A 12,009-nucleotide genomic window follows, 5' to 3' on the forward strand; every position below is an offset into this window, starting at 1 on the left:
GTAATCGGCTGCGTTGCGGCCTTTTTGAGATCGGGGCCGGATCCTGGGCGGACCCGTGCCCCGTCGCGCCGCTACTCAGTGCGCGTGCCGGCGAGCCGCGCGTCGAGCGCCGTCCTGAACGCCGCGAGCGCCGACGGCTCCGCGTCGGTCACAGCCCACCACGTCATCCCGGCCGCGTCCCAGCGGTCGAGCGCATAACCCTGCGACACGGTCGTGTACGGCGCGTTTGCCTGCCCTTCGCCGGCCGGCCGCACGTAGACGTCGATCACGTGCTGCCGGTAGCGGTACACGAGCACCGCGACGCGGCGACGCCCGACATAGTCGAGCCGGCCGCCGACCAGCGCAAAGCCGCTCGCCGCGAGATCCTCGACCGGCGGCGCATAGTCGAGCCGGCCGTTGAACCACGGTTTGACCGTATGCCGGTCGGTCGAGATCACGTCGATGTCGCGCGCCGACAGGTCGGCCCGCACGTGGCTCGAGACGAGTTCGTCGACCGTGCGGTCGGTGTCGGCGTGGCGCGCGGACAGCGCCATCCCGGCCGCCGCGGCGAGTGCCACCAGCAGCGCGACGCCCCAGCCGAGCCCGGGCAGCGCGGCGACGCGCGGCCCCGTGCCGGCAGGCGCCGGGCGTGCCGGCACGCCGCTGCCGGTCGGCCAGAAGAACCAGCGGCGGCCGCGCGGCGGCGCTTTCGGTCGCGCCTGCGCTTGCGGCGCGGGCCGCGGTTCCGCCCGCGAGGGTTCGCCGGCCCGCCCGACATCCGCTACCGGCAACGCCGCAAGGATGCTCGCTCGCAGCGCATCCGGCGCGCGGTGATAGTCGGCCTGCCGCACGGCCTGCACCAGCGTGACGATCCGCGCGCGTTCGCGGCGGCACGCGTCGCACCCTTCGACATGCTGCTGGACCCGCAACGCATCGGGCGCCGACAGCTCGCGGTCGACGTCCGCGTCCAGCAACGCTCGCGCTTCGTTACAGTCCATCGATAGCCTCCGATGCATTTCCACCCGCCGGCGTACGGCCCGGCTTGCCGCCGGCCGCCGGCGCCGGCGCGCCGCCCAGCAGCACGGCCAACCTGCGGCGGCCGCGCGCGAGCCGCGACATCACCGTGCCGACCGGCACGTCCGCGATCGCCGCGATCTCGCGGTAGCTCAAATCTTCCATCTCGCGCAGCACGAGCACCTCGCGGTATTCCGGCGGCAGCTTCGCGAGCGCCGCATTCACGAGCCGCACGTTCTCGCCGCGCAGCAGTTGCGCGAGCGGATCCTCGGTCGCGGGCTGCCAGTCGTCGAGCGCCTCGGTGTCATCGAGCGTGTCGGGCAGCGCGACCTCGTGCGCATGTGTCCGGCGCCGCCATTCGGTGTACCAGGTGTGGCGCACGATCGTCAGCAGCCACGGCCGCGCGTTGTCGCCGCGACACGAATCGACGAAGCGCAGCGCGCGCATGCACGCGTCCTGGACGACATCGTCCGCATCGCTGGCGCTGCCGCTCAGCCAGCGCGCGAGGTTGTACGCGGCGTCGAGATGCGGCAGCACGAGCGTGCGAAACCGCTCGCCGCGCGCTACCGCGTCGTCCGCCACCTGCTCATCGACCGCCTGTCCGGCTTGCCCCACATGGCCTCCCTGGTCCCGGCGGCCGACGCCGCGCCCGTTCCGCGCACGATGCCCGGACAGACCGGCAACGTGCACGCTCGATGACCTTACCGTCGTTGCGTCGAGTTTATTCCCGCGCCGCGCGCACGAAGCGTAAAAAAAATCGCCGGACGGCGTTGCGGCCCGGCCGCCCGCCCCTGCTACGGCGTGGTGCTCCAGTAGCCCGGAAGCGCGTATGCGGCGCGCAGGTAGTCGATGAAATAGCGCACGCGCGCCGGCACGTAGCGCTGCTGCGGGTAGACCGCCAGGATGTCGTAGTCGGGCAGCGCATACTCGTCGAGCACGGTCTCGAGCTCGCCCGTTTCGAGCTGCGCGGCGATTTCCCAGGTCGAGCGCCAGCCGAGCCCGAGGCCCTCGGCCACCCAGCGGTGCAGCAGCTCGCCGTCGTTGCAGTCGAGATTGCCGGCCACGCGCATCGTCGCGATCTTGCCGTGGCGCTGGAAATACCAGCCGCGGTTCTGCCCGCCCTGCAGGTTGAAGGCCAGGCAGTTGTGCTTGAGCAGGTCGTCGAGCGACTTCGGCCGGCCGTGCCGGCGGAAATAATCGGGCGTACCGCACACGACGCGCCGGTTCGACGCGAGCTTCACCGCGACGAAGTTCGGATCGACGGCGCCGCCGATCCGGATCGACAGGTCGTAGCCTTCGCGCACGAGATCGACGACCCGGTCGGTCAGGTTGAACGACAGCTGCATCTCGGGCTTGTCGGCGAGAAAGCCGGGCGCGTGCGGCGCGACGTGCTTGCGCCCGAACGCGGCCGGCGCGGACACGATCAGGTGCCCGCTGACCGCGCGCCGCCCGGCGGCCAGCTCGTTCTCGGCCTGGTCCCATTCGGACAGAAGCCCGCGGCAGCGCTCGAGGAACGCGGCGCCCTCCTCGCTGACCACCAGCCGCCGCGTCGAGCGGTACATCAGCTTCACGCCGAGGCGCTTCTCGAGCGCGTCGATGCGCCGCCCGAGCACCACCGGCGACACACCCTCCTCGAGCGCCGCGGCCGCGAGGCTACCGGCATCCGCGACCCGCACGAACGTCTCGATCTGCTTGAAGCGATCCATCTCCCGTCTCCGTCTCGGTTCCGACACCGGCGGGAAACCCCGTCCGGCCGTCATTCCATACTTTTAGTTTCGAAATAAGCGACTCCGGCTGATCTTATCAAACCTTTCCTGCGTCCCTAAAGTGTTCCCAACAGACCCATTTGCAAGATCCACCCCATTCAAGGAGACATTCATGGCCAAGATGAGAGCCGTCGACGCAGCTGTGCTCGTGCTCGAGAAAGAAGGCATCCAGACCGCGTTCGGCGTGCCGGGTGCAGCCATCAACCCGTTCTACTCCGCCATGCGCAAGTCGGGTGGCATCAGCCACGTGCTGGCGCGCCACGTCGAAGGCGCATCGCACATGGCCGAAGGCTTCACGCGTGCCGCACCGGGCAACATCGGCGTGTGTATCGGCACGTCGGGCCCCGCCGGCACCGACATGATCACGGGCCTCTACTCCGCGTCGGCCGACTCGATTCCGATCCTTGCGATCACGGGCCAGGCACCGCGTGCCCGCCTGTACAAGGAAGACTTCCAGGCCGTCGACATCGAGTCGATCGCGAAGCCCGTCACCAAGTGGGCCGTCACCGTGCGCGAGCCGGCGCTCGTGCCGCGCGTGTTCCAGCAGGCTTTCCACCTGATGCGCTCGGGCCGTCCGGGCCCGGTGCTGGTCGACCTGCCGATCGACGTGCAGCTCGCCGAAATCGAATTCGATATCGACACGTATGAACCGCTGCCGATCTACAAGCCCGCGGCATCCCGCGCGCAGATCGAGAAGGCGCTCACGATGCTCAACGACGCGGACAAGCCGCTGATCGTGTCGGGCGGCGGCGTGCTCAACGCAGCGGCCGAAGACCTGCTGGTCCAGTTCGCCGAAACGATCGGCGTGCCGGTGATCCCGACGCTGATGTCGTGGGGCGCGATTCCGGACGACCATCCGCTGATGGCCGGCATGGTCGGCCTGCAGACGTCGCACCGCTACGGCAACGCAACGATGCTCGCGTCCGACTTCGTGCTCGGCATCGGCAACCGCTGGGCGAACCGCCACACGGGCAGCGTCGAGGTCTATACGAAGGGCCGCAAGTTCGTGCACGTCGACATCGAGCCGACGCAGATCGGCCGCGTGTTCGGCCCGGATCTCGGCATCGTGTCCGACGCGAAGGCGGCACTCGAGCTGTTCGTCGCGGTCGCGCAGGAATGGAAGGCCGCCGGCAAGCTGAAGGACCGCAGCGCATGGGTGGCCGACTGCCAGGAACGCAAGCGCACGCTGCAGCGCAAGACGCACTTCGACAACGTGCCGGTCAAGCCGCAGCGCGTGTACGAAGAGATGAACAAGGTGTTCGGCCGCGATACCTGCTACGTCAGCACGATCGGCCTGTCGCAGATCGCCGCCGCGCAGTTCCTGCACGTGTTCAAGGCACGCAACTGGATCAACTGCGGCCAGGCCGGCCCGCTCGGCTGGACGATCCCCGCCGCGCTCGGCGTACGTGCCGCCGATCCGAGCCGCCCGATCGTCGCGCTGTCCGGCGACTACGACTTCCAGTTCATGATCGAGGAACTGGCAGCAGGCGCGCAATTCAAGCTGCCGTACGTGCACGTCGTCGTGAACAACTCGTACCTCGGGCTGATCCGCCAGGCACAGCGTGCGTTCGACATGGACTACTGCGTGCAGCTCGCGTTCGACAACGTGAACGCACCGGAGCTGAACGGTTATGGCGTCGACCACGTGGCCGTTGCGGAAGGCCTCGGCTGCAAGGCGCTGCGCGTGTTCAAGCCGGAAGAGATCGAGCCGGCGCTGCGCCAGGCGCAGACGCTCGCGGAAGAGTTCAGCGTGCCGGTGGTCGTCGAAGTGATCCTCGAGCGCGTGACGAACATCTCGATGGGCACCGAAATCGACGCGATCAACGAGTTCGAGGATCTCGCCGAAAAGGCCGAGCACGCACCGACCGCCATCTCGATGCTCGACTGATCCTCAACACATTCCTGACTGACCGACCGAAGAGGCTTAGCTCATGCCGAAGTTTGCTGCAAACCTGACCATGCTGTTCAACGAAGTGCCGTTCCTCGACCGCTTCAAGGCGGCCGCGGACGCGGGCTTCGACGCCGTCGAGTTCCTGTTCCCGTATCCGTACGCGAAAGAGGAACTCGCCGAGCAACTCGAGACGCACCGCCTGCGCCTCGTGCTGCACAACCTGCCTGCCGGCAACTGGGACCAGGGTGAGCGCGGCATCGCGTGCCTGCCCGATCGCGTCGGCGAGTTCCAGGAAGGTGTCGGCCGTGCGATCGAGTACGCCAAGGCACTGAAGGTACCGCAGCTGAACTGCCTGGTCGGCATCCCGTCGGCCAGCACGGCGCGCGACAAGACGTTCGTCACGATCGTCGACAACCTGCGCTTTGCCGCCGACGCACTGAAGCGCGAAGGCATCCGCCTGCTCGTCGAGCCGTGCAACAGCTTCGACATCCCGGGCTTCGCGCTGAACCGCTCGTCCGAAGGGCTCGACGTGATCCGCGCGGTCGGCTCGGACAACCTGTTCCTGCAGTACGACATCTATCACATGCAGCGCATGGAAGGCGAACTGGCCGCAACGATCGAACGCAACCTCGCATCGATCGGCCACGTCCAGCTCGCGGACAACCCGGGCCGTAACGAGCCGGGCACGGGCGAGATCAACTACGCGTTCCTGTTCGCCCTGCTCGACCGGCTCGGTTATGCCGGCTACGTCGGCTGCGAATACAAGCCCCGCACCACCACGACGGAAGGCCTCGGCTGGCTGCAAAGCGTCGCCGGCTGCGCACCGGGCTCGGCGCGCCGCGCCGCCTGAGATCCGCCCCTTCCCGTTTTCGCCCCTATAGGAGACATTCAACATGGCAACCATCGGTTTCATCGGCCTCGGCATCATGGGCGCGCACATGGCGCGCAACCTGCTCAAGGGCGACCACCAGCTCGTCGTGAACGGTGCGTTCCCGATTCCGGACGACCTGCGCACCAGCGCGAAGGTCGTCGCGAACTCGACCGAAGTCGCGCAGAACGCGGACGTCATCGTCGTGATGGTGCCGGACACGCCCGACGTGCGTAACGTGCTGTTCGCCGACGACGGCGTCGCCAAGGGCCTCACGGCCGGCAAGCTCGTGATCGACATGAGCTCGATCTCGCCGCTCGACACGCAGGAATTCGCGAAGCAGATCAACGCACTCGGTTGCGACTACCTCGACGCGCCGGTGTCCGGCGGCGAAGTCGGTGCCCGCGAAGCCTCGCTGACGATCATGGTCGGCGGCCCGGAGCAGGCATTCGAGCGCGCGAAGCCGCTGTTCGAGAAGATGGGCAAGAACATCACGCTCGTCGGCGACAACGGCGCGGGCCAGACCTGCAAGGTCGCGAACCAGATCATCGTCGCGCTGAACATCGAAGCCGTCGGCGAAGCGCTGCTGTTCGCCGCACGCTCGGGCGCCGATCCGGAGCGCGTTCGCCAGGCGCTGATGGGCGGCTTCGCCGCGTCGCGCATCCTCGAAGTGCACGGCGCGCGGATGACCAAGCGCACGTTCGATCCGGGCTTCCGCATCGAGCTGCACCAGAAGGACCTGAACCTCGCGCTCGACGGCGCACGCAAGCTCGGCCTCGCGCTGCCGCACACCGCGAGCGCGCAGCAGCTGTTCAGCGTGTGCGCGTCGCACGGCGGCAAGGCATGGGATCACTCGGCACTCGTGCGCGCGCTCGAGATCATGTCGAACTTCGAAATCGGCCAGACACCGGCCGCGTAACGCGGATGCAACGACGCGCGTTTCCGCTGCAATGGCGGAAACGCGCGACAGACACACGCGATTCGGTCACGACCGGTCGCATCGATGCGCGACGTGCTCGCGCATCACGGTGGGGCGCCCCGCCACGCATCGCCAACGGCATGCGGGACGGGGCGAAAAACGCCGCTCTGGGCTGAGAGCGGCGTGGTGGGGTCCGCAGCGGCACCCGGCGGCGCCGGGGAAGCCTTGGTCGGTCAGACGTCGTCGTCGGGTGTCCGCCTGTCGGATTTCGCGTATTACATTTCTTTACGTTCGAGCGTGCGATTTTTCATGCAATCGTCGCGTTGAACGCCTACACTTTCGCCACGCCTTTCGAGAAAACCGCCGCGCTTGCGCTCACCCCGGTGAACGCGCCCAGCGCGGTGTTTTTTTCGCCACTTCACGGCGCGTTTTCTTTTCAACCACCTAAGGAGTGCAACGATGGGTCTTCTTTCGTTTATCAAAGAGGCGGGTGAAAAACTGCTGGGTCATGCCGACGCGCAAGCGGCGGAAGATCCGAATGCCGCAAACCAGACCGCGGCCGACGCCATCAAGAACTACATCAGCACGCAAGGTCTCGACACGTCGAACCTGACCGTCGCATTCGACGGCGCATCGCGCACCGTCACGCTGTCGGGCAGCGTCGCCGACCTCGACACGAAGGCCAAGGTCAAGGTCGCGGCCGGCAACGTGCAGGGCGTCGCGGGCGTCAACGACGACGACCTCCAGCCGGACGATCCGGAAGTGCAGTACCACGACGTGAAGCCGGGCGACACGCTGTCGGCGATCGCCAAGGAAGTGTATGGCGACGCGAACAAGTACCCGGCGATCTTCGAAGCGAACAAGCCGATGCTGTCGAGCCCGGACCGGATCTACCCGGGCCAGAAGCTCGTGATTCCGCCGCAGTCCTGAGCATTCTTGCCGGATTGACGCAAAAAAGGCAGGCCGATGGCCTGCCTTTTTTCATGGGTGACGCGCGCGCCCGATCGGCGCGTATCGGTCACCGCGTCACTGCATCACTGCGTATCGAACAGGCGCTGCAGTTCGTCGCGCGCCCGGATACCGTTTGCCAGCGCGAGCATCAGCAGCACACGCGCCTTGAACGGATTCAGCGAACCCGCACTCACGAAGCCGAGCGCATCGTCGTTCGCGGCACCGTTGCGCATCACGTGACCCGAACCGACGCGCGACGCGCGAACCACGGCAACACCCGCGTTCGCCGCATCGGCCAGCGCCGCCTGCAGCGTCGCATGGATCGAGCCGTTGCCCGTGCCCGCGACGACGAGACCGCGCACGCCGGCCGCAACCAGCGCGTCGACGGCCGTGCGCGTCACGCCTGCATAACTCACGACGACTTCGACGGACGGCCAGGTTGCCGCAATCGCCAGTTGCGTGTCGCGCGACCGCGTGACGCGACGCGCGAATTCGACGCGGCCGTCCTGCACCCAGCCGAGTGCGCCGAGCTCCGGCGACTGGAATGCGTCGACCGCATAGGTGCTCGTCTTCACGACGTCGCGCGCGCCATGGATCCGGTTGTTGAACGCGACCAGCACGCCCTGCCCGCGCGCCAACGGATGCGCGGCCACCGTCACCGCGTTCAGCAGGTTCAGCGGACCGTCGGACGACAGCGCGGTCGCCGGGCGCATCGCGGCTGTCAGCACGACCGGCTTGTCGCCCCGGACGACCAGATGCAGCGCGTATGCGGTTTCCTCGAGCGTGTCGGTGCCGTGCGTGATCACGATGCCGTCGATCGCCGGATCGGCCATCAACGCGTCGATCCGCGCGGCGAGCGTGTTCCACAGCGGCAGCGCGAGATCCTTGCTGTCGATGCTGGCGATCTGCTCGGCGTCGATGCGTGCGACCGACGCGAGCGCCGGCACCGCGTCGACCAGGAAATTGACGCCGAGCGCGCCGGCCTGGTAGCCGGCCGTGCTGGCCGCGTCGGGTGCGGCGCCGGCGATCGTGCCGCCGGTGGCGAGCACGGCGATACGCGGCAGCACCGCGGTGGACGGAGAGGATGCGGGATTCGGAGTATTCATGGCCGCGATTGTAATGGCTCGCGGCCGGGATCCGGCGGGTTCCGGCACGGCGGACGACACCGGCCGCCGCGCGTCATGGTTTGTCCCGATCGCCCTTTCGGTCGCGTCGTCAACGGCCGTGGCGCGCACAACGTTATAGAAAGTGCCGTTTTGGTGTTTTCACATTGATTTGCCATAATCGGAGCACGCAGCGCGATGCGACCCTATCCACATCGTGTCGGGCTTCGTGACGGCGTCGATAACACGCAATTCACCCCATGGGAGTGTCGAAATGAAAATCCAATCGCTCGTAGCCGCAGTGCTGCTCGGCGGCATGCTGGCTTCCCCCGCGTTCGCGGCGAACAACCAGCAGGACAAGATGAAGGCCTGTAACACCCAGGCAACCGGCAAGACGGGCGACGAACGCAAGGCGTTCATGAAGGACTGCCTGTCGGCGAAGCCCGCCTCGAAAGCGATGTCGCAGCAGGACAAGATGAAGGCGTGCAACACGCAGGCCACCGGCAAGAAGGGCGACGACCGCAAGGCGTTCATGAAGAGCTGCCTGAGCAACCAGCCGGCCGCCTGAGCCACGGCGCTCCCGTATCGAATGCCGCGCACCGCTTCGGCGGGCGCGGCATTTTTGTTTTGGTTGCACGCGCATCGACGCACGCGTTCCGCCCCCTCCCGCCCCGCTTTCCCGTCCTGCCCTACCGGCGCCGCCACATGGTGCGGCAATTCGCCGCGTTTTCTTCTATGATGGCTGCAACGCGGCCCACCCAAGTACAAGAAGCGCCATCGGGCCGCCCTCGAGACGAACGCGCATGCGCGTCAAACGGAGGCATGGATGGCATGGAGACAACACCGCTGGTTCCGCCGCTGGCTGATCGTGATCGTGTTCTGGGCCGTGCCCGTCGCGATCGTGGCCGTCCGCGAGATCCGCGAGGAAATGGCCTACAACAAGGCGGACCTGCAGCTCGCGCTGACCACCTGGCAGCTCACCGATGCGCAGCAGGCCGCCGGCGCCGCCGCGAAGTGCCACGGGGATGCTGACGAGGCGCGCGCGGCCGGCTGCCCGGCCGACGTGCTCGCCGCCAATGCGCCGCGCCAGCAGGCGGCCCGCGACGAATACGTGGTGCGCCGCAATACGCTCGCGGGCTACCTGTGGCATGCGTTCGTCGGCTACTGGGTCGTGCCGGCCGCATTCCTGTTCGCCTGCGGCGTCGTGATCGCGTTGATCCGCCGCGCGCTGCGCCGCCCGCCGATCAAGCCCCCCGTCCCGCCGGTCCCGCACTGATGCGCCCCACGGGCGCCGTCCGATTCGTCGTCGCGCTCCCGCCGGCCGTCCGGTGCCCGGCGCGCGGGCGCCTGCCCGTCCGTTGGCGCGCCGCGACATACCCAAGCGATTTGTCGCCTTTTCTTGCGGCGACGAAAAGGGGTTGTAATCCACTGTGATATAACTGCCGACGTGATCCGCTCCTTGAGCGAGACTCACTCCGAACGTCATCCGATGGAGAAGAACGATGCAAAAACGGAATCTCGTGCTGAAAGCCGCCGCGGCGCTCATCGTCGGTAGCCTCGCGCTCACCGGTTGCACCACCACCCCGGACAAACCGGACAACGCCGCAACCAACGCGTCGAAGCGTCAGGCAATCGACTCGAGCGTCGACGCCACGCTGTCGCGCCTGTATTCGACGGTCAAGGGTTCGCGTGAGCTCGTCGCGAAGTCGCGCGGCGTGCTGGTCTTCCCGGACGTGATCCAGGCAGGCTTCATCGTCGGCGGCCAGTCGGGCAACGGCTCGTTGCGCGTCGGCGGCAGCACGGTCGGCTACTACAACACGTCGTCGCTGTCGGTCGGCCTGCAGGCCGGCGCTCAGTCGAAGGCGATCGTGTTCCTGTTCATGACGCAGGAATCGCTCGACGAATTCCGCGGCTCGGACGGCTGGGCCGCCGGCGCCGGCGCATCGGTCGCGCTCGTGAAGATGGGCGCGAATGGCGCGATCGACACGACCACGGCCACCGCACCGGTCCAGGTCGTCGTGCTGACGAACGCCGGCTTGATGGGCGACGTGTCGATCAACGGCACGAAGGTCACGAAGCTCAAGATCTGACGCTGACGCACCGCCCGTGCGCACCGCGCGCGGGCCATGCGCAAACGGCGATGTCCACGCGGGCATCGCCGTTTTTTTATCCGCCCGCGTCCGCCGTCAGGTCGTCGAATCGATCACCTTGAAGCGCGAGCGCTTCTGCGCGCGGATCACCGACTGGTAGACGTCGACGTACTGCTGCGCCATCCGGCGCGACGTGAAGCGCGCCTCGAAGCGCTGCCGCACGCGCGCACGCGGCAGCAGGTGCAGCCGGTTCACCGCGGCCACCGCGCTGATTTCGTCCTCGACGATGAAACCCGACACGCCCTCGTCCACCACTTCGGGCACCGCGCCGCGATTGAAGGCGATCACCGGCGTGCCGCACGACATCGCCTCGATCATCACGAGGCCGAACGGCTCCGGCCAGTCGATCGGGAACAGCAGCGCATGCGCGCCCGACAGGAATTCGGCCTTCTGGTGATCGGCGATCTCGCCGATGTATTCGACGTGCGGCAACGCAAAGAGCGGCTTGATCTCGCGGTCGAAGTACTCCTGGTCGGCCGCATCGATCTTCGCGGCGATCCTGATCGGCAGCCCGCACTGGGCGGCGATGCGGATCGCCGTGTCGACCCGCTTTTCCGGCGAGATGCGGCCAAGGAACGCGAGATAGCGCGGCTCGACGGGCTGCGGCATGTACAGCGTGTCGGGCAGCCCGTGGTAGACGGTCGTCAGCCATTTCGCCTGCGGCAGCGGCTGGCGCTGAGAGTTCGAAATCGAGATCACCGGCGCCGTGTTGAACGTGTCGAACACCGGCTGCTGCTCGGGCAGGTCGAGCCGGCCGTGCAGCGTCGTCACGTAAGGCGTTTCCTGCCGGTTGAAGACCGAGAACGAGTAGTAGTCCATGTGGAAATGGAGCACGTCGAAGTCCTTCGCGCGGCGCGCGACCGTCTCCATCAGCAGCATGTGCGGCGCGACGCGGTCGCGGATCGACGAATCGAGCCGCAGCGCGCGCGGCCAGACGGGCTCAAGCTTCGCCCGCGTCGTCGAATCGCCGCTGGCGAACAGCGTCACATCATGGCCGAGATCGACGAGCGCCTCGGTGATGTAGGACACGACGCGCTCCGTGCCGCCGTACAGCTTCGGCGGTACGGATTCGGTCAGCGGGGCGATCTGCGCAATTCTCATGGTCCACGTCTCCAGTGTCCTGTCCGTTGCCGCACGGCCGGCGGGCGGATGCGCTTGCGCGCTCACCGCGCCTCCCTGCAGCGCTGGCCGGCACGGCGCCAGCCGGTTATCTCATTATTATTCGCGATCCCGATGCCCGGAACCGCCCGTCTTTCATTTTATGGGCGTTGTTACAGACAGGATACATTCCGCCCATCGAGTCCGATCGAAGCGCATCGGGCACAACCGGGCCGATTCGACCCTCGACGCACCGCTCGCGGCGACCGC

12 protein-coding genes are annotated in these 12,009 nt (G+C 67.4%); 7 read left to right on the top strand and 5 right to left on the bottom strand.

Annotation, left to right across the window (positions count from 1 at the left end; all coding sequences use genetic code 11):
• Positions 1-71: 71 nt before the first annotated feature.
• From H3H55_RS10305 to H3H55_RS10315, 3 genes are all read right to left on the bottom strand, one after another.
• Positions 72-977, bottom strand: a complete 906-nt coding sequence (locus tag H3H55_RS10305) for an anti-sigma factor family protein (RefSeq protein ID WP_193098532.1) — start codon at positions 975-977, stop codon at positions 72-74.
• Entirely contained in the window at positions 967-1,608 is a 642-nt protein-coding gene (locus H3H55_RS10310) for an RNA polymerase sigma factor (RefSeq protein ID WP_193098533.1), read from the bottom strand. The genes H3H55_RS10305 and H3H55_RS10310 overlap by 11 nt, the downstream gene beginning before the upstream one ends.
• Positions 1,609-1,787: 179 nt before the next feature.
• Positions 1,788-2,699, bottom strand: a complete 912-nt coding sequence (locus H3H55_RS10315) for a LysR family transcriptional regulator (protein ID WP_048246830.1) — start codon at positions 2,697-2,699, stop codon at positions 1,788-1,790.
• Between the two features lie 172 nt (positions 2,700-2,871).
• Between H3H55_RS10315 and gcl the strand changes: the two genes are divergently transcribed.
• From gcl to lysM, 4 genes are all read left to right on the top strand, one after another.
• Positions 2,872-4,647: a glyoxylate carboligase gene (gcl, locus tag H3H55_RS10320; RefSeq protein ID WP_129512311.1), complete on the top strand. Its 1,776-nt coding sequence runs from the start codon at positions 2,872-2,874 to the stop codon at positions 4,645-4,647.
• A 43-nt stretch (positions 4,648-4,690) separates the two neighbouring features.
• Positions 4,691-5,500, top strand: coding sequence for a hydroxypyruvate isomerase (hyi, locus tag H3H55_RS10325; RefSeq protein ID WP_048246826.1), 810 nt, complete (start codon positions 4,691-4,693; stop codon positions 5,498-5,500).
• A 43-nt stretch (positions 5,501-5,543) separates the two neighbouring features.
• The gene (locus tag H3H55_RS10330; protein ID WP_048246825.1) at positions 5,544-6,437 is read left to right on the top strand and encodes a 2-hydroxy-3-oxopropionate reductase; all 894 of its coding nucleotides are present in this window, start codon (positions 5,544-5,546) and stop codon (positions 6,435-6,437) included.
• Positions 6,438-6,896: 459 nt separating this feature from the next.
• A complete protein-coding gene (lysM, locus tag H3H55_RS10335; RefSeq protein ID WP_034181228.1) occupies positions 6,897-7,367 on the top strand; it encodes a peptidoglycan-binding protein LysM in 471 nt (156 codons plus the stop codon).
• A 104-nt stretch (positions 7,368-7,471) separates the two neighbouring features.
• On the opposite strand, the gene H3H55_RS10340 is transcribed toward lysM, so the two are convergent.
• Positions 7,472-8,494, bottom strand: a complete 1,023-nt coding sequence (locus tag H3H55_RS10340) for an asparaginase (protein WP_129512312.1) — start codon at positions 8,492-8,494, stop codon at positions 7,472-7,474.
• 271 nt (positions 8,495-8,765) lie between these two features.
• On the opposite strand from H3H55_RS10340, the gene H3H55_RS10345 reads away from it, so the two are divergent.
• The 3 genes from H3H55_RS10345 (at position 8,766) to H3H55_RS10355 (ending at position 10,581) form a co-directional block, all read left to right on the top strand.
• Positions 8,766-9,059: a PsiF family protein gene (locus tag H3H55_RS10345; protein WP_193098534.1), complete on the top strand. Its 294-nt coding sequence runs from the start codon at positions 8,766-8,768 to the stop codon at positions 9,057-9,059.
• 258 nt (positions 9,060-9,317) lie between these two features.
• Positions 9,318-9,767, top strand: coding sequence for a hypothetical protein (locus H3H55_RS10350; protein ID WP_193098535.1), 450 nt, complete (start codon positions 9,318-9,320; stop codon positions 9,765-9,767).
• A gap of 226 nt (positions 9,768-9,993) precedes the next feature.
• Positions 9,994-10,581 carry a YSC84-related protein gene (locus H3H55_RS10355; RefSeq protein ID WP_048246817.1) on the top strand — a complete coding sequence of 196 codons (588 nt, stop codon included), beginning with the start codon at positions 9,994-9,996 and terminating at the stop codon, positions 10,579-10,581.
• Positions 10,582-10,677: 96 nt separating this feature from the next.
• Here H3H55_RS10355 and H3H55_RS10360 read toward each other — a convergent pair whose 3' ends face one another.
• Positions 10,678-11,742: a glycosyltransferase family 4 protein gene (locus tag H3H55_RS10360; RefSeq protein ID WP_129512314.1), complete on the bottom strand. Its 1,065-nt coding sequence runs from the start codon at positions 11,740-11,742 to the stop codon at positions 10,678-10,680.
• Positions 11,743-12,009 lie beyond the last annotated feature (267 nt).

Source organism: Burkholderia sp. Z1 (assembly GCF_014893795.1).
GTDB lineage: Bacteria > Pseudomonadota > Gammaproteobacteria > Burkholderiales > Burkholderiaceae > Burkholderia > Burkholderia theae.

Coding starts and splice junctions, on each gene's coding strand:
- H3H55_RS10305 (WP_193098532.1), bottom strand. CDS start 977: ATGGACTGTAACGAAGCGCGAGCGTTGCTGGACGCGGACGTCGACCGC.
- H3H55_RS10315 (WP_048246830.1), bottom strand. CDS start 2,699: ATGGATCGCTTCAAGCAGATCGAGACGTTCGTGCGGGTCGCGGATGCC.
- gcl (WP_129512311.1), top strand. CDS start 2,872: ATGGCCAAGATGAGAGCCGTCGACGCAGCTGTGCTCGTGCTCGAGAAA.
- hyi (WP_048246826.1), top strand. CDS start 4,691: ATGCCGAAGTTTGCTGCAAACCTGACCATGCTGTTCAACGAAGTGCCG.
- H3H55_RS10330 (WP_048246825.1), top strand. CDS start 5,544: ATGGCAACCATCGGTTTCATCGGCCTCGGCATCATGGGCGCGCACATG.
- lysM (WP_034181228.1), top strand. CDS start 6,897: ATGGGTCTTCTTTCGTTTATCAAAGAGGCGGGTGAAAAACTGCTGGGT.
- H3H55_RS10340 (WP_129512312.1), bottom strand. CDS start 8,494: ATGAATACTCCGAATCCCGCATCCTCTCCGTCCACCGCGGTGCTGCCG.
- H3H55_RS10345 (WP_193098534.1), top strand. CDS start 8,766: ATGAAAATCCAATCGCTCGTAGCCGCAGTGCTGCTCGGCGGCATGCTG.
- H3H55_RS10350 (WP_193098535.1), top strand. CDS start 9,318: ATGGCATGGAGACAACACCGCTGGTTCCGCCGCTGGCTGATCGTGATC.
- H3H55_RS10355 (WP_048246817.1), top strand. CDS start 9,994: ATGCAAAAACGGAATCTCGTGCTGAAAGCCGCCGCGGCGCTCATCGTC.
- H3H55_RS10360 (WP_129512314.1), bottom strand. CDS start 11,742: ATGAGAATTGCGCAGATCGCCCCGCTGACCGAATCCGTACCGCCGAAG.